The sequence below is a fragment of the Pseudomonas syringae group sp. J254-4 genome (genome assembly GCF_032586855.1).
GTDB lineage: Bacteria > Pseudomonadota > Gammaproteobacteria > Pseudomonadales > Pseudomonadaceae > Aquipseudomonas > Aquipseudomonas amygdali.
On sequence record NZ_JAWHOO010000014.1, the window covers coordinates 16,902 to 32,208 of the forward strand.

Annotated in this window: 17 protein-coding genes; 7 read left to right on the top strand and 10 right to left on the bottom strand. The window is 55.5% G+C overall.

All coding sequences use genetic code 11. The features are described 5' to 3' along the window. Positions 1-69: 69 nt before the first annotated feature. From RYB09_RS17140 to RYB09_RS17150, 3 genes are all read left to right on the top strand, one after another. Entirely contained in the window at positions 70-543 is a 474-nt protein-coding gene (locus tag RYB09_RS17140) for a MarR family winged helix-turn-helix transcriptional regulator (protein ID WP_002554546.1), read from the top strand. Positions 544-784: 241 nt separating this feature from the next. Beyond that, entirely contained in the window at positions 785-1,204 is a 420-nt protein-coding gene (locus RYB09_RS17145; RefSeq protein ID WP_003373293.1) for an organic hydroperoxide resistance protein, read from the top strand. Between the two features lie 40 nt (positions 1,205-1,244). Further along, on the top strand, positions 1,245-2,264 hold the full coding sequence (locus RYB09_RS17150; RefSeq protein WP_058401282.1) for an alpha/beta hydrolase: 1,020 nt from the start codon (positions 1,245-1,247) through the stop codon (positions 2,262-2,264). A 91-nt stretch (positions 2,265-2,355) separates the two neighbouring features. On the opposite strand, the gene RYB09_RS17155 is transcribed toward RYB09_RS17150, so the two are convergent. Together RYB09_RS17155 and earP are read right to left on the bottom strand one after the other, a co-directional pair. Beyond that, positions 2,356-2,925 carry an elongation factor P gene (locus RYB09_RS17155; protein ID WP_002554550.1) on the bottom strand — a complete coding sequence of 190 codons (570 nt, stop codon included), beginning with the start codon at positions 2,923-2,925 and terminating at the stop codon, positions 2,356-2,358. A gap of 99 nt (positions 2,926-3,024) precedes the next feature. Continuing rightward, positions 3,025-4,161, bottom strand: coding sequence for an elongation factor P maturation arginine rhamnosyltransferase EarP (earP, locus tag RYB09_RS17160; RefSeq protein WP_122258063.1), 1,137 nt, complete (start codon positions 4,159-4,161; stop codon positions 3,025-3,027). 151 nt (positions 4,162-4,312) lie between these two features. Here earP and RYB09_RS17165 point away from each other — a divergent pair, with 151 nt between their 5' ends. From RYB09_RS17165 to RYB09_RS17175, 3 genes are all read left to right on the top strand, one after another. Then, positions 4,313-4,711, top strand: a complete 399-nt coding sequence (locus RYB09_RS17165; protein WP_058401280.1) for a hypothetical protein — start codon at positions 4,313-4,315, stop codon at positions 4,709-4,711. Between the two features lie 3 nt (positions 4,712-4,714). Further along, positions 4,715-5,197, top strand: coding sequence for a transcription elongation factor GreAB (locus RYB09_RS17170; protein ID WP_057413385.1), 483 nt, complete (start codon positions 4,715-4,717; stop codon positions 5,195-5,197). Between the two features lie 123 nt (positions 5,198-5,320). Beyond that, on the top strand, positions 5,321-5,527 hold the full coding sequence (locus tag RYB09_RS17175; protein ID WP_002554553.1) for a hypothetical protein: 207 nt from the start codon (positions 5,321-5,323) through the stop codon (positions 5,525-5,527). A gap of 72 nt (positions 5,528-5,599) precedes the next feature. On the opposite strand, the gene RYB09_RS17180 is transcribed toward RYB09_RS17175, so the two are convergent. Continuing rightward, positions 5,600-6,877, bottom strand: a complete 1,278-nt coding sequence (locus RYB09_RS17180) for an aromatic amino acid transport family protein (protein WP_122258062.1) — start codon at positions 6,875-6,877, stop codon at positions 5,600-5,602. Positions 6,878-7,322: 445 nt separating this feature from the next. Here RYB09_RS17180 and RYB09_RS17185 point away from each other — a divergent pair, with 445 nt between their 5' ends. Beyond that, entirely contained in the window at positions 7,323-7,892 is a 570-nt protein-coding gene (locus tag RYB09_RS17185; protein ID WP_058401277.1) for a TetR/AcrR family transcriptional regulator, read from the top strand. A gap of 105 nt (positions 7,893-7,997) precedes the next feature. Here the strand turns inward: RYB09_RS17185 and RYB09_RS17190 are convergent, their stop codons facing one another. From RYB09_RS17190 to ihfB, 7 genes are all read right to left on the bottom strand, one after another. Next, on the bottom strand, positions 7,998-8,345 hold the full coding sequence (locus RYB09_RS17190) for a ComEA family DNA-binding protein (protein ID WP_044345380.1): 348 nt from the start codon (positions 8,343-8,345) through the stop codon (positions 7,998-8,000). A 159-nt stretch (positions 8,346-8,504) separates the two neighbouring features. Then, entirely contained in the window at positions 8,505-10,499 is a 1,995-nt protein-coding gene (locus tag RYB09_RS17195; RefSeq protein ID WP_316889481.1) for a nucleoside-diphosphate sugar epimerase/dehydratase, read from the bottom strand. A 99-nt stretch (positions 10,500-10,598) separates the two neighbouring features. Continuing rightward, a complete protein-coding gene (locus RYB09_RS17200; protein WP_058401275.1) occupies positions 10,599-11,615 on the bottom strand; it encodes an MraY family glycosyltransferase in 1,017 nt (338 codons plus the stop codon). Beyond that, on the bottom strand, positions 11,608-12,588 hold the full coding sequence (locus RYB09_RS17205; protein WP_058408394.1) for a UDP-glucose 4-epimerase family protein: 981 nt from the start codon (positions 12,586-12,588) through the stop codon (positions 11,608-11,610). Before RYB09_RS17205 ends, RYB09_RS17200 begins: the two co-directional genes overlap by 8 nt. 262 nt (positions 12,589-12,850) lie before the next feature. After that, positions 12,851-14,287, bottom strand: coding sequence for an MBL fold metallo-hydrolase (locus RYB09_RS17210; protein ID WP_316889485.1), 1,437 nt, complete (start codon positions 14,285-14,287; stop codon positions 12,851-12,853). A 412-nt stretch (positions 14,288-14,699) separates the two neighbouring features. Further along, positions 14,700-14,942: a lipopolysaccharide assembly protein LapA domain-containing protein gene (locus tag RYB09_RS17215; protein ID WP_002554560.1), complete on the bottom strand. Its 243-nt coding sequence runs from the start codon at positions 14,940-14,942 to the stop codon at positions 14,700-14,702. Between the two features lie 24 nt (positions 14,943-14,966). Beyond that, positions 14,967-15,263, bottom strand: a complete 297-nt coding sequence (gene ihfB, locus RYB09_RS17220; protein ID WP_002554561.1) for an integration host factor subunit beta — start codon at positions 15,261-15,263, stop codon at positions 14,967-14,969. Positions 15,264-15,307: the final 44 nt, after the last annotated feature.

Here is a 15,307-nt window from a genome sequence, read left to right on the forward strand (position 1 = left end):
GGAATTATCTGGCACATTAAAGAATGCAACACTAAGTTAAACTCATTCGACTGAGTTTGAGGACCTGATATGAGTGCCGAAGAAAACCCTGCCCACGCTGCACCTGCCGATTGCGATTCGCTGCTGCTGGATAACCAATTGTGTTTCGCCCTGTACTCCACCTCATTGATGATGACCAAGGTTTACAAGCCGCTGCTGCAGGCGCTGGGACTGACCTATCCGCAGTACCTGGCAATGATGGTGCTGTGGGAAAAAGACGGGCTTACCGTCGGTGATGTCAGCACGCGCCTGCTCACCGATCCGGGTTCTCTGACACCTTTGCTCAAGCGTCTTGAGGGCGAGGGCTTTATCAGCCGCACCCGCAGCAAAGAGGACGAACGCGTGGTATTGCTGCACCTGACTGAACAAGGTCGTGCACTGCAACACCAGGCACTGAGCATACCCGGCTGTATTCTGTCGGCGAGCGGCCTGAACATGGAAAGGCTTCGTGACCTGCAGACACAGCTGTTGGACTTGCGTGACCATCTGCACCAGAGCCTTTAAGAAAAAGGCTCACGCCGGCCCGGACTGACCTCCCGTTCGTTGCGCCAGAGCCCCGTGCACCACGGGGCTGGCAAGATTTCCAGCTACCCGCCCTGGTAGCTTTCTTCCTCCCGAAAACGACCTCTTTCGACTTTTCGCAAAATTTAGCTTGCGCGCTAACTATCCGTGAACTACCTTTGCCTTGCAATTAGTTAGCGCGCAAGTATTTTTCGCAACAATCCCTATCAAACGAGGAAAAATCATGGACACTCTTTACACCGCAGTTGCAACCGCCACCGGCGGCCGTGATGGTCGTGCCGTTTCCAGCGACAAGATTCTCGACGTCAAACTGGCCACTCCGAAAGAACTCGGCGGTGCTGGCGGCGCAGCCACCAACCCTGAGCAACTGTTCGCTGCCGGTTATTCGGCCTGCTTCATCGGTGCCCTGAAATTCGTCGCTGGTCAGAGCAAACGCAGCATTCCGGCAGACGCCTCGATTACCGCCCACGTAGGGATCGGCCAGATTCCCGGTGGTTTCGGTCTGGACATCGACCTGCACGTCAGCCTGCCTGGCCTTGAACAAGCCGACGCTCAGCAACTGGTCGATGCCGCTCACGTGGTTTGCCCTTACTCAAACGCCACGCGCGGCAACGTCGATGTGCGCCTGCATGTAACCGTCTAACTCACCGGCCACAGATACGAACATGAGCAAGGGAACGAACATGAAGAACTTCAGCAAAGTCATGACCGGTACGCTTCTCGCACTGTCGATCGGCAGCGCGTTTGCCGCAGGCGATCCTGCCATCGAGCACAACACTCAGGCCTTTCTCGATGCCTTGAATTCGGGCACTGGCAAACCCATCGAGCAGTTGTCGCCCAAAGATGCCAGGGCCGTGCTGGTCGGAGCACAGGCGGGGGTCAAACTGACGCTGCCCAAAGCCGATGTCAGCGAAAAGACCATCAATGTCGATGGCCAGCCGATCAGCCTGAATATCGTGCGCCCTGCTGGCGTAAAAGGGACCTTGCCGGTTTTCATGTTCTTCCACGGCGGCGGCTGGGTACTGGGTGATTTCCAGACCCACGAGCGACTGGTCCGCGACCTGGTCGTGGGCTCGGGCGCGGTAGCGGTGTTCGTCAATTACACGCCTTCACCCGAAGCACATTACCCGACGGCAATCAACCAGGCCTACGCAGCGACCAGATGGGTAGCTGAGCACGGCAAGGAAATCAACGTCGACGGCAAGCGCCTGGCTGTGGCGGGTAACAGCGTGGGTGGCAACATGGCAGCGGTCGTTGCACTGATGGCCAAAGACAAAGGCACTCCGGCGCTCAGGTATCAGGTGCTGCTGTGGCCGGTGACTGACGCCAACTTTGATAACGGTTCATACAACCAATACGCCGAAGGCCACTTCCTGACCCGTAACATGATGAAGTGGTTCTGGGACAACTACACCACCGATGCCGCACAACGTAACGAGATCTATGCCTCGCCGCTGCGCGCCACCACCGAACAACTGAAAGGTCTGCCACCGGCGCTGATTCAGACCGCCAGTGCCGACGTGCTGCGTGATGAAGGCGAAGCCTATGCGCGCAAGCTGGATCAGGCGGGCGTGCCGGTCACGGCGGTACGTTACAACGGCATGATCCATGACTACGGTCTGCTCAACGTGGTAAGCCAGGTCCCGGCTGTCCGCTCTGCCATCCTGCAGGCGTCTCAGGAGTTGAAAGAACACCTGAAATAGCGCCCGAAATAACGGCAGGGGCTCAAACTTCAGCCGTAAAAAAACCCGCAGCGATGCGGGTTTTTTGCGTAACGGGGTTACAAAACCATGCTTACTTCGCACGGCCTTTGTAGGAACCGCCTTCACGGGTATCGATCTCGATCATGTCGCCGATTTCGATGAAGTCAGCAACGCTCAGCTCGGTACCGTTTTTCAGTTTGGCAGGCTTCATGACCTTGCCCGACGTGTCGCCACGAGCAGAGCCTTCGGTGTAGTCGACCTGACGCACGATAGTAGTCGGCAGTTCTACGGAAACCAGACGGTCTTCGAAGAATACGGCTTCACAAACGTCGGTCATGCCTTCTTCGACGAAAGGCAGAACGCTTTCGATGTCTTCAGCGTTCAGCTCGTACATGGTGTAGTCAGTGGTGTCCATGAACGTGTAGGTGTCACCGCTGATGAAAGACAGGGTGGCTTCCTTGCGATCAAGGATCACGTCGTCCAGCTTGTCGTCGGCGCTGTAAACGATCTCGGTCTTGTAACCGGTCAGCAGGTTTTTCAGCTTGGTTTTCATGATCGCGCTGTTACGACCGGATTTGGTGAATTCAGCTTTCTGAACCAGCCAAGGATCGTTTTCGAGACGGATCACAGTACCGGGTTTCAGCTCTTTACCAGTTTTCATTGCATATATCCGAATTTGGATGAAATTAACCAAAGGCTCTGTACGAGAAACAACCTGCGCAGGCCTTTTTCGTACAGAGCCTTGTATCAAGGCCGCGTATCATAGCGAATTTCCATAAAACTGCACCAGCGCCGTGGCAAGATCAGTCTGTGCGGCTTGTTGCTGGCACCAGTGCCCGGCGTGCTTTTCGAGTTCAGCCCAGTGTTCGGTGAGTGCCAGCCAGCTTTCGCTCAGGTCGCTGCCGATATTCCACTTCTGCCAGAACTGATTCACAGCATGCGCCGCCTCAGGCTCAAGACCCGCCAGGTAGAGCGCTAAAAACGCATCAAGCTTGGGCAGGTGCGCGTCGTCTTCCTGCTGATAGATGTGCCAGAGCATCGGCCGCCCCGCCCATTGCGCACGGACGAATGAGTCTTCGCCGCGCACGACGTTGAAATCGCAGCTCCACAGCAGTTGGTCGTAGCGTTCCTGGCGGATGAACGGTAACACCTGCACGGTCAGCCCTCCCCTTACCTGCATGAAACCTGCGTGTAACTCATCGCCGACACCCAGCCAGCGCTGCAGATCGGTGAGGATGCGTCCCTCCGGCACCAGCATGTGATTGGGCCGAGTGTCGCTGGCCAGCGCGTCAAGCCAGCTGCCCAGCCCGGGATTTTCATAGGCAAATACCGAGATCAAGCGGGCATCAGGCAACGGCTCGACACCCAACCCCTGCAGGAAACCTTGCCTCGCGGCCTTGTCTTGCTGAAATCGCTGGCGCTGTTCGATCAGGTTTCTTTCGCGCAGCAGGCCGCCCGTGGCGTCGGAAAATCCGGGAAAGAAAAAGAACTTCTTCAAACCGTTCAACTGTGGCGAAGGCAAACCGTGGCAACCCGAGACCCAGTCTTCGGCGCTGAGGTACTCAAGGTTCAACCACAGCGGCCTTGGCGAACGCTGCAGCATCGATTCGGTATAGGGCGTCGGCAGGCGGCAGGCAAAGGCCTCGATGACCACGTCAGGAATATCGCTGTTTACCCATTCAGCGGGCCACTGGCACACCCTCACGCCCTCTTGCCATTGCTGCTGAGCCTTAAGATCAGCGTCGGGACACAAGCGAACGAAAGCCGACAGGTCGTCGATCCATAAACGCACATGCAGACCCTGCTCGGCAACCAGCTGGCGTGCCAGACGCCAGGTCACGCCGGCATCACCGTAGTTGTCGACTACGCTGCAAAAAATGTCCCACGAGACTTTCATCGTGGCTCCCTGAGGCTGGATGGCAAAAAACGTTGATTGTCGTTCAGAACGCCCCGTTGCCACCAGCCTGATGCCACTGGACAGCACAGTTTTCGTGCCCGGCCATCAGGCATGGCACAATCGCATCTGTTGCCCTGCAAGGAGTTCAGCCATGTCATCCACTACCCGCCGTCGCGACCTGTATGTGTCGTTGAAATTGATTGTCTGCATTGCGCTGGGTATCTGGCTGGGCGCAATGGCGGTGTTCCTGACCGCTCTGCTGTATTACAAAAGCCTGCCCCCGGCGCAAACCCAGGCGTTGGAAAACGCCGCCGCCCAGCTCACCGCCCCGCCTGCACAAAAAAATGCCGCGCCGTCCGCCCCGGAGACTGAAATGTTCCGCAAATACGAGCAAAGCCTGCGTGAAAGCGAGGCCCGTCAGGCCCGTGAACAGGCTCAGGAACAACAACAGCGTACCTTCAACCGTTCCAAGTGTGATTTCTGGATTCAGCAGGACCGCACTGCGCCGAGCGAAAAAAGTCGCGCCAGCATCAATCAGTACTGCGGATAAACCATGAACAAGCAGGACGTGCTGCAATCGATCATCGACAAGCTGGAAATCGATCTGGACATCGCGCAACGGGCGGCACAGACCGCCTACGAAACGGCAACCCACGAAGAGAACATTGCCGAGAACAAATACGACACGCTGGGACTGGAAGCATCGTATCTGGCAGCAGGCCAGGCACGGCGTGTCGAGGAGATTCGCCAGTCGCTGGCGGCGTATCGGAAATGGTCGCTCAAGCCATTCGATGAATCACGCGGCATTCAGACCGGTGATCTGATCGCTGTCGAAGCCCTGAGCGGTCAAACGCAATACCTGTTTCTCGGCCCTGATGCTGCTGGTCTGAAGGTCAGCGCAGGTGAGCAACTGGTCACAGTCATCACTGCCAGGGCCCCGCTGGGGCAGAGCCTGCTGGGCAAATTCGAAGACGATGCCGTACAGATTGTCATCAACGGCAGCGGACAATCCTACGAGATCATACAAACGATGTGACACACCCGGCATCTGCAGGGTTGATCGCACCAAGTTTTTGTGGGTAAGGTGAAGCGTCGCCATCACCACCGCAACCGGGGCAACATCAAAGCAAACAAGGACTAAAACCCAAGGAGATTTTTCATGACGAACGTCATCGCTTTCCCTGACGCCCATGAACGTGATCGCCTGAAGTCCAGTCAAGATCCGGCGTTGAGATACCTGAACAAGAAAGAGCGACAGCTGATCGACCAACTGCGTTCGACCAGCCATGCGGGACGCCAGTACGTCTACGACTATGCCAGCATCATGCATTTGTCCAGGCCGTTATATCCCGAACCTGTGGATTGACCCTGATTGCAGAGCCCGGCCAAAGGCTGCGCTGTTATATCAGCGCAGCTTCCAGGGTCATGTCTGCGGGGTTCAGCGTGTCAGCGAAAAGATCAGTGCAGAGATCGCCACCACACCGGCGGCCACCACAAAGTAGTTCGACCATGCACCTGCATATTTACGCATGGCGGGTACTTTGTAGACGGCATACATCGGCATAAGGAACAGCAGCGCCGAAATCACCGGCCCGCCCAAGGTCTCGATCATGCCCAGAATGCTCGGGTTCAGCGTTGCTACCAGCCAGCACACCACCAGCATGAATGCTGCTGTCAGACGATCCAGCGCCTTCGGTGCAGGACGCCGCCCGGTTTTCAGAATCAGCCCTTTCAGGCCCTCGCTTGCACCGATGTAGTGACCGAGAAACGATTTGGAAATAGCCACAAACGCAATCAGCGGCGCCACGAAGGCGATGGTCGGGTTGTTGAAGTGGTTGGCCAGGTAGGAGAGGATCGAAATGTTCTGTGCCTTGGCCTCGGCCAATTGGGCTGGCGACAGCGTCAATACGCAACTGAACACGAAGAACAGCACCATCACGACCATCAAGCCGTGAGCGCGGGCCAGTATCTGCGAACTGCGGACCTCGGCGTTTTCGCCGTACTGACGTTTCTGATCAACGGCAAACGCCGAGATGATCGGCGTGTGGTTGAACGAAAATACCATTACCGGAATGGCCAGCCACAGGGTAGGCAGGAACGCTGAAGGCTCGGGAAAGGTGGTCGCGGTACTCAGGATGCCACCGGTCCAGTGCGGAATCAGGAATACCGCCAGAAACAGCAGTGCGACGATGAACGGGTAAACCATAAGGCTCATCGCCTTGACGATGATCCGCTCGCCACAACGCACCACGGCCAGCAGGCCCATGATCAGCACGAACGCCAGCGCTGCGCGTGGCGGCGGCGCTATGTGCAACTGATGCTCAAGAAAACTGCCCACGGTATTGGTGAGGGCCACGCTGTAGATCAGCAGAATCGGAAAGATCGCAAAAAAATACAGCAAGGTGATCATCGCGCCGGCGCTTTTGCCGAAATGCTGCTCGACCACTTCAGTGATATCGGCCCCTTCACGCCCGGACAGTACGAAACGGGTCAGCCCGCGGTGGGCATAGAACGTCATGGGAAACGCCAGCAACGCCAGCGCCATCAGTGGCCAGAAACCACCGATGCCTGCATTGATGGGCAGGAACAGCGTACCTGCGCCAATGGCAGTACCGAACAATCCGAGCATCCAGGTGGTGTCATTACGGTTCCAAGAGGCGATGCTCTCGGGAGCTACATCCAGGCGTTCTACGACGCCGTTAGCCTGATCATTCATCCGGTCGACTCTCCGTGGCCGGTTTATCAAAAAGGGCAGCGCGTCGAAAAAGCCGGCAGTTCAGCGCTCCCCTCGAAAACAGCGGGCGAGATTCTCCGGGATTGACGCCAGAAGTCAAAGGCTTGTAGGACAACAATTTCCGGACTGTAGGCAGGCAATCCCGTGCACGCCTTCTGCACAAAGGGCTGGAGAATGATCGACCTCTTGTCGACGACGTCGTGGTTTTACAGGGCAGCGCGCTCATTCAAGCAACGAGGGCCTGCATTCTGCGCGGGAACAGTTTGCGTTTTTCAGCCAGCTTCACTCATTAGCTGGATAAGCAGACAGGCGTTCTTTCACTTGATTCCGGCACAAGTTCTCATCACGATTGAAAGCCTGCTGCATCGATTCATCTATCCATGTATAAATGCGGTTACACATTGGCCCATCTCTGGAGACTCAGCGCATGCGTTACGCGCTCGATCATAAGGCCCAAACCCATCAACGTATCGTCAAGGAAGCGTCCATGCGCTTTCGTCGCGATGGCATTGGTGCTACGGGCCTACAACCTTTGATGAAGGCACTGGGCTTGACCCATGGCGGTTTCTACGCGCATTTCAAATCCAAGGATGATCTTGTTGAACAGGCATTGAGTCACGCCCTCGACAATGTAAAAGGAATCACCAGCGACGTTTTCGCCAGACAGGACTCGCTCAGTGAATTCATTGATCTCTACCTCTCTATAGACAGTCGCGATTCGCCAGACGGCGGTTGTCCACTACCGACCATGTGCCTGGAACTGGGTCAGCGCGACCAGCCCAGCGCGACGACGGATAAAATCATTCTTCACTTGCTGGAACTGTTCGATCAGTCTCTGGCGCAGACGGGTACTGAATCCAAGAGCCTGCCGGTACTGTCTACCTTGGTAGGCGGCCTGGTACTTGCCCGTAGTGCTTTTGACGAAGAACTGTCGCAGCGCATTCTGGACACGACCCGGGACTATCTCAAACAGGAGATAAAGAAGAGCGCCAACTGACTTATCGAAAACAGAACGTTATCAAGATCCGTTCTCGATAAAGCGTGCATAAACAGACAGGCCGATCATTGATCGGCCTGTTTTTTTTAATGGATAGAGCGAGGCTTAATCAATTGCCAGCTTCTCGCGATTCCTCTCCAGAATAGCCTTGCCAATGCCCTTTACTTCGATCAATTCATCGATGGAGGTAAACTCGCCATTGGCGTCCCGGTAAGCAACGATGGCATCGGCCTTGTTTTTTCCGATACCTGCCAGTTCTTTCTGAAGCATTTGCGCATCGGCGGTATTGAGATTGACCTTATCGTTACGTTGCTCGTGAACGGCCGCGGGCGCTGCGTTTTCCATGGTGGCGGGCGACACGGCGGAGGAAGACGGTGCCGCAGTGGCGTTGACCGCAACCGAGGCACTGGTGAGCAAGGCAAAGATCAAAGCACTGAAGATACGGGTTCGCATAGATAAGGCTCCATAACAGTTCGAGGCAGCATTTCACATGCTGTGCCTGAAACTTAGAGCACTGCCGCCGCCTGGAAAAGAAGTCGAGCGTTGCTGCCTATGTCCAGATCAATCAACGTATGTCTGCCGTTGCCGGGCCTTCGGTAATCGTTGATCAAATCACGGTTCGCCGCTGCGTTCCTGATACATCCAGTCAACGATTTCACCTTCCGGCGCATACCCGTTTACGGTTTCTCGCAGCAATTGACGCACGCTGTTGTAATCGTCGCGGTCCACCGCATCCAGCAGTTTTACAAGACGGCCCTTCAAGACATCCCACTGCAGGAAATCCTCATTCGCACTCATGATCATCGGGTGCTCGGTGGCGACGACGTTGTCACCGATCAATAGCTCTTCATAGAGTTTTTCACCGGGACGCAACCCGGTGAACTCGATGGAGATATCGCCCTGCGGGTTTTTTTCGGAGCGAATGGACAGACCGGACAGGTGGATCATTTTCTCGGCCAGTTCGACAATCTTGACCGGCTCGCCCATGTCCAGAACGAATACATCCCCGCCATGCCCCATGGAACCCGCCTGGATGACCAATTGCGCGGCCTCGGGGATGGTCATGAAGTAACGGGTGATCTTGGGATGCGTCACCGTCAACGGTCCGCCTGACTGGATCTGTTTGTGAAACAGCGGAATGACCGAACCGGACGACCCGAGCACATTACCGAAACGAACCATCGTGAAACGCGTCTTGTTGACCTGATAAACGTTGGCCTTGTCACCGAAGATCACCGGCGCGGTCTCGCGGCTCAGCGCCTGCAGTATCAGTTCGGCAAGGCGCTTGGTGCTGCCCATCACGTTGGTCGGGCGCACGGCCTTGTCGGTAGAGATCAGAACGAAGTTGGAAACACCCGCCTGCAACGCCGCCTGTGCGGTATTGAGCGTACCGACAACGTTATTGATGACTCCCTCGGCAATATTGTGCTCGACCATCGGGACGTGCTTGTAGGCTGCAGCGTGATAGACCGTGTCGACCTTCCAGGTTTTCATGATCGACAGCAGTTTGGGATGATTGCGTGCCGAACCGAGTATGGGCAGTAACTTGACCGAAAGAGACTCGCGAGCCGCTCGCTGCTCAAGTTCGGTAAGAATGCTGTAGAGGTTGAACTCGCTGTGGTCGAGCAACAGCAACTGGGTGGGCTGCAACAGTAATATCTGTCGGCACAGTTCTGAGCCGATCGAGCCACCTGCCCCGGTTACCAGCACCGTTTTGCCCTTGATGCAGTGCTCTAGCAGGTTGTCTCGGGCCGGTACCGCGTCGCGCCCCAGAAGGTCAGCGATATCGACTTCCTGAAGGTCGTCTACCTTGACCCTGCCGGCGGCAAGGTCCATGAAGCCGGGAACGCTTCGTACGTGCAACGGAAAGCCTTCCAGAAAGCCCAGAATTTCCCGGCGACGCCCGCGCGATGAAGACGGGATCGCCAACAGGATTTCCTGAGCACCGGTGGAATCTATCATTCGCTGGATATTTCGGGGTTTGTAGACCTGCAGGCCGGAAATCACCCGATTGGAAATCGATTCGTCATCATCAATGAACGCCACCGGATGCATCAGACGTCCCATGCGCAAGGCAGCAACCAACTGGTTTCCTGCCGCGCCCGCGCCGTAAATGGCGACTTTCTGCAGACCATTGTCGCTCTTGGCAAAGGGGACGTGTTGCGCTGCCGCGAACCAGTCGCCGAGAAAATACTGGCGCATGGCCAGCCGCAGGCCGCCGATCATCACCATGCTCAGCCACCAGTAGTTGAAGATGACCGAGCGCGGGACCAATTGCTGGTGATTGCTGTAAACGTAGACCATGCAGCCGAGGATCAACGAAGACATCGTGACGGCCTTGATGATCGCAATCAGGGCGTCGTTGCCGAAATAGCGCATCACCGCTCGGTACATGCCAAAACGAATGAACAGTGGAATAGCTGCAAGCGGTGCACTGATGAACAGCCAGGTATGTTTCTCCAGAGGATTGATCAACTCATCAATTCCCAACCGCACGAGAAACGACATCCACAGGGCGAGCCAGACGAGAACAACGTCAGCAGCTACCTGAATTATTCGCTTTTTGCGGCGTGGTAGGGCCAGCAAACTGGCCCGCAACCTGCTCATCAATTGTTTAATGCTCCGTTATGCTACCGGTTGAAATATCACCTCAAACCGGTATTTGTGAAACAACCGCGAGTCTGAGACAACCAGAAAACCGCTTCGTTACCCGATTTCCGCCTCACCGGCGCGGAACCTGAGCGCCAGTAATACAAGGGGGACGTAAGCAATTACCGTCCATATCAGCCCTTCGCCATCGCCCAACGCCACCCACATCGCTATAGGTAGCAGCCAGACCAGATTGATCAGCCCCACAGTCAGTGTGACCGGCGAATGCCTGCCGTAATGACGTGACGCGAACTGATACGCATGGCTGCGATGGGCCTCGTAGAGCTTTTCTCTGCGCAACAGACGCCGGACAAGCGTTACCGTGGCGTCGACAATAAACACACCCAGCAGAATCAGCCAGCACCAGAGTAACTGAGGCGAGGCCCAGGAACCCTGAATGGATAGCACACCGAGCACAATTCCGAGAAATCCGCTGCCTGCATCGCCCATGAATATCTTCGCCGGCGGAAAATTCCAGTAAAGGAAACCGGCAACGGCAGCGGCAAGCAGAAGCACCTCCCACGACAGCCCGACATAATCACCCAGCGCATAAATGATGCTCATGCCCAGACACACCGTAACTGCCTCGATACCGGCGATACCGTCGATGCCGTCCATGAAGTTATAAAGATTCAACATCCATACCAGGTAGAACGCTGCGAGTACCTGGCCGACAGCACCGGGGGTGAATGTCCACCCCAGGATGTCAACCGGAGCGAGCCCGTCGAGCCAGAACAAGGCCCAGGCAGCGGCAAGAAAATGCCCCAGCAGGCGCCATCGTGCAGCGATATGCCCATGATCGTCCATGAAACCGATCACGGCGACCAGTCCCCCCGAGCCAACAACTGCGAAAAAAACCGATGCAGACAGATGCCCCACCCAGGCCAGAATTGCCATCGCAATGACAAAGGCAACGACGATGGAAACGCCGCCGCCCCTGGGTGTAGGTATGGAATGTGAGCTGCGGGCATTTGGAATATCGATCAAACTTCTGGCGAGGGCATACTTGCGCAGCAACGCCGTTAAAAGCAGAGACACAAAGGCAATAGCAATTACTGACAGCCACTCAATCATGCTTGTCGTGTTCCAGATAATATCGAGCAGTATCCTGCATGGCGTGTTCAATACTCACAGGTGGATGCCAGTCCAGCATCGTACAGGTTTTACTGATGTCGACCTGCAGCGAGCTGCATAACCGTTGTGAGAAGGCTTTCTTGCCAAGCAATGCTGCAGCGCTTTTCAACAGCGCTTCAGGCACCGGCAGCAAGCGGGCCGGTTTTCCAAGGGCCTTGCCCATTTCACGCAAAAGCCGGGCTGTGGACAGGTCATCCGCGTCACTGACCAGAAATGTCTGGTCAGCTGCTGCAGGATGATCGATGCAGACCATGACCAGATCAGCCAGATTATCCACCGCCACCAGGCTTCGACGATTATTGATGGACCCGAGCGGAAGCGGCAGCCCTTTGTCGAGCCAGCGCATCATGCTCTTGAAGTTGGCCTTGACTCCCGGGCCGTAGACCAGAACCGGGCGAATGATCACAACCTGCATACCGGTTCGGGCAGACAGCTCGCGTAACCCCTCCTCGGCTTTCTGCTTGGAAACGCCATAAGCATCCAGTGGATTACATGGATCGTCGGCTCTGAACGGCGCACCGGGATGGGTAAACTCGCCGTTGGCCTTGATGGAGCTGAGGAAGATAAAGCGCCTGACCCCCGCCGCTGCGGCTTGCTCGGCAAGATTCAGCGTCGCAGTGACATTGGCGCGAAAGTATTCCTGATCCGGCTCATCAGCGGTCTCGTTGAGTACATGGACCCGGGCAGCACAATGAATAACCACATGCGCCCCGGTTACAAGATCAGACCACTGGTTATCCGGAGCCAGCGACTGTGCGCTGACAACCTTGATGCGTTCTGAAGAGCAGGCATAGGCACCCCGCACCGCAACCCGAACAGAATGACCGGTGCGCTCGATCAATCGGCGCACAACAGCACTGCCCACGAAACCTGTCGCACCTGTTATTGCAACCAATGCAACATCACCGCTCATGCAAGAACGCCCTTCAAAATTGGCCAAATATTCCGTATGTGACGCTTTTTGACAACTGAAAATATCTTCAATCCATTTTATAACTTTCCCGTCAGCGTAAAAAACCCTTTTCGGCAGTGCACCTGAATCAACTGTATAAATGCCTGCATCAGTGACCCTCGGTCCTCCCGTATGGGACGTAGGTGATTTACATTAACCAGGGCCAGGTGCACACCTTGAAAATTCAATTACGCCTTCAACTGATAACTAGCGCGCTCGCCTATCAAGGAATAAGCAGCTCTACCGTTCTTTTTTCAAGCGCGTATTTACGACCCAGAATATTCCCCAGCACCTTTTTCGCAGTTGCCTCGCCGTGCACCAATCGAATCTGCACAGGCCACTCTTTCATGCCCGTGACGAAACCGACGAGTCCGGCCTGATCAGCATGAGCAGAATAGCCTTTGGCGGTATGAACCCCTGCGTGAATATCAAAGCGTTCACGATCCAGTTCGACATAGCCGCCCAACGGACCGTGCAACTGAATGGCTGCACCAGATGTGCCCTTGCCCTGATAGCCCACAAACACCACGTTATGCCTGGCGTCGCCCAGCATGGCTTTCAGGTAATTGACAATTCTGCCTCCGGCGCACATGCCGTTGCCGGCAATCACGATGGCCGGACGCGCAGTGCTGGTCAGGTAGTTGACGGTACGCAGGTGCTCCTCATGCGTATCGACAGTGATCAGTTGCTCGAAGCCCAGCGGTTTTCTGCCGACATCGAGTCTTAGCCGGGCATCCTCATCCCAATAGTCTTCGAATGCCTGATAGACCTTCGTGAACCGGCTCGCCAGAGGCGAGTCAAGAATGATCGGCAACCTCGACCAATCGGCAGGCGGTATTTCACCTCCAGACGGGAGCACACTGTTTTCAGCAGAATGATTCGACGGCATTTTGCGCCGCAGAATATCCTCCAGCTCGTAGAGCAATTCCTGAGTACGACCGATGCTGAACGCCGGTATCAGAACCGTGCCGTTATCTTCGAGTGCCTTGTCTATGATCTGCTCAAGTGCCTGCTGGCGAATGCTGCGATCCTCGTGAAGGCGATCACCGTAAGTGCTTTCCAGAATCAGAACATCCGCGCGTTCCGGGGGCTTGGGGGCTGGCAGAAACGGTGTGTGACTTGCGCCGAGATCACCGGAGAACACTACACGCAGGGAACGCCCTTGCGCAGGGTAGTGCAGATCGCACTCGATATAGGCAGAACCGAGTATATGTCCGGCACGCTGCAGACGAACCCGGCAGTGCAATGTTTCGTGTTCGACCAGACTGAACCAGTTATCGAATGGCAGCGCGATGATTCTCTTGTTGATGAGCTCCAGGTAACGCTGTATTTGTTCGGGGTCATGCGCAAACTCGATCTTCAGGATATCTTCCATGACCAGTGGCAGCAGATGGGCGCTGGGCTCGCTGCACAGTATGGGTCCCTTGTAGCCAGAGGCCAGCAACTCGGGGATACGCCCGACATGGTCATTGTGCACATGGGTGACCAGCAGCGCCCTGATAGTCTCTGGGTCGAACCCGAATGAGGCGGCACGCTCACCGCGCTCCTGCACCGAGCCGCAGTCGATCAACAGGTTGCTCGAGGCGTCCATACACAATTGATGACAGGAACCGGTTACCGTATCGACAGCACCGTGATGAATGATTTCCGGATAAGACATGCAGTTACCTTTTCTTGCCAGCCTGTACTTGATGTTTGCAACATCCGGCATCGGATCTGAACAGTAAGTTTCGGCGCATTCTGCACGTGAAAGGCTTATTTTCAAGACTTGACACAAAGCTGTCAGGACAGCAGCAATCGGCGCTGCTAAAGAAGATAACCGGCTACCCCTTTAGAATGGGCACCTGAATTAAAAAAGAGATTAATCCTACACACTAAAGTAACTACTCTTCGTACAACAGAAGAATAAACTGACAGAATTATAAGCCCGATTTTTTGAAGAATACCGACGATAAGCGTGAAGCAAACGCCAGCCTCGAAACGCCGCATGCCATTCGATGGGGTGCAAGGGCGTGGAGAATACGCATATTACGTCGCCAGAAATGCATTCGGCGAAGCCTGATCAGCGCTGCTCAAACGGAGCGAGGGGAAGGCGTACGTTTTTTGCGAAGACTGGATATCCATGTCAGCACCGGACCGATAACCATGCCCAGCAGCAGAGCCAGGACAACTGGCAATGCCAACGGAAGCTGAGGCGCTGACCAGCCGAAAAAAGTTACCGCGACAGATTGCCTGTTTTCAAGCACGAACACGGTTGTTGCCAAAACAGCAAGCAACACGGCGACGATCAAAATGACTCGTTTGAAGATACGCATCTGGTGATCCTGTGGTAAATGGCTTCAAAAGCCCTCTTCTTCATCCTCATTGACCCGATCCCGCAGCTCTTTGCCTGGTTTGAAATGCGGGACAAACTTGCCGTCGAGACTAACCGACTGGCCGGTCTTCGGGTTGCGCCCTACTCGCGGTGCACGGTAATGCAGTGAAAAGCTGCCAAAACCCCGAATTTCGATTCGGTCACCGGTCGCCAGGCACTGGGACATTTGTTCAAGCATGGTCTTGATGGCCAGCTCGACATCCTTGGATGAGAGCAGCCCTTGATGGGTGACAATTCGTTCGATCAACTCCGACTTCGTCATATTTTTCCCTTCTTTTTCAAGCAGCTAGATCAGCGCTTGGAAGG

Excerpts from the sequence above, each read along its gene's own strand:
- RYB09_RS17180 (WP_122258062.1), bottom strand. The coding sequence starts at position 6,877 with ATGAATGATCAGGCTAACGGCGTCGTAGAACGCCTGGATGTAGCTCCC.
- RYB09_RS17155 (WP_002554550.1), bottom strand. The coding sequence starts at position 2,925 with ATGAAAACTGGTAAAGAGCTGAAACCCGGTACTGTGATCCGTCTCGAA.
- RYB09_RS17150 (WP_058401282.1), top strand. The coding sequence starts at position 1,245 with ATGAAGAACTTCAGCAAAGTCATGACCGGTACGCTTCTCGCACTGTCG.
- RYB09_RS17205 (WP_058408394.1), bottom strand. The coding sequence starts at position 12,588 with ATGAGCGGTGATGTTGCATTGGTTGCAATAACAGGTGCGACAGGTTTC.
- RYB09_RS17215 (WP_002554560.1), bottom strand. The coding sequence starts at position 14,942 with ATGCGTATCTTCAAACGAGTCATTTTGATCGTCGCCGTGTTGCTTGCT.
- RYB09_RS17185 (WP_058401277.1), top strand. The coding sequence starts at position 7,323 with ATGCGTTACGCGCTCGATCATAAGGCCCAAACCCATCAACGTATCGTC.
- RYB09_RS17200 (WP_058401275.1), bottom strand. The coding sequence starts at position 11,615 with ATGATTGAGTGGCTGTCAGTAATTGCTATTGCCTTTGTGTCTCTGCTT.
- ihfB (WP_002554561.1), bottom strand. The coding sequence starts at position 15,263 with ATGACGAAGTCGGAGTTGATCGAACGAATTGTCACCCATCAAGGGCTG.
- earP (WP_122258063.1), bottom strand. The coding sequence starts at position 4,161 with ATGAAAGTCTCGTGGGACATTTTTTGCAGCGTAGTCGACAACTACGGT.
- RYB09_RS17140 (WP_002554546.1), top strand. The coding sequence starts at position 70 with ATGAGTGCCGAAGAAAACCCTGCCCACGCTGCACCTGCCGATTGCGAT.
- RYB09_RS17190 (WP_044345380.1), bottom strand. The coding sequence starts at position 8,345 with ATGCGAACCCGTATCTTCAGTGCTTTGATCTTTGCCTTGCTCACCAGT.
- RYB09_RS17165 (WP_058401280.1), top strand. The coding sequence starts at position 4,313 with ATGTCATCCACTACCCGCCGTCGCGACCTGTATGTGTCGTTGAAATTG.
- RYB09_RS17175 (WP_002554553.1), top strand. The coding sequence starts at position 5,321 with ATGACGAACGTCATCGCTTTCCCTGACGCCCATGAACGTGATCGCCTG.
- RYB09_RS17145 (WP_003373293.1), top strand. The coding sequence starts at position 785 with ATGGACACTCTTTACACCGCAGTTGCAACCGCCACCGGCGGCCGTGAT.
- RYB09_RS17195 (WP_316889481.1), bottom strand. The coding sequence starts at position 10,499 with ATGAGCAGGTTGCGGGCCAGTTTGCTGGCCCTACCACGCCGCAAAAAG.
- RYB09_RS17170 (WP_057413385.1), top strand. The coding sequence starts at position 4,715 with ATGAACAAGCAGGACGTGCTGCAATCGATCATCGACAAGCTGGAAATC.
- RYB09_RS17210 (WP_316889485.1), bottom strand. The coding sequence starts at position 14,287 with ATGTCTTATCCGGAAATCATTCATCACGGTGCTGTCGATACGGTAACC.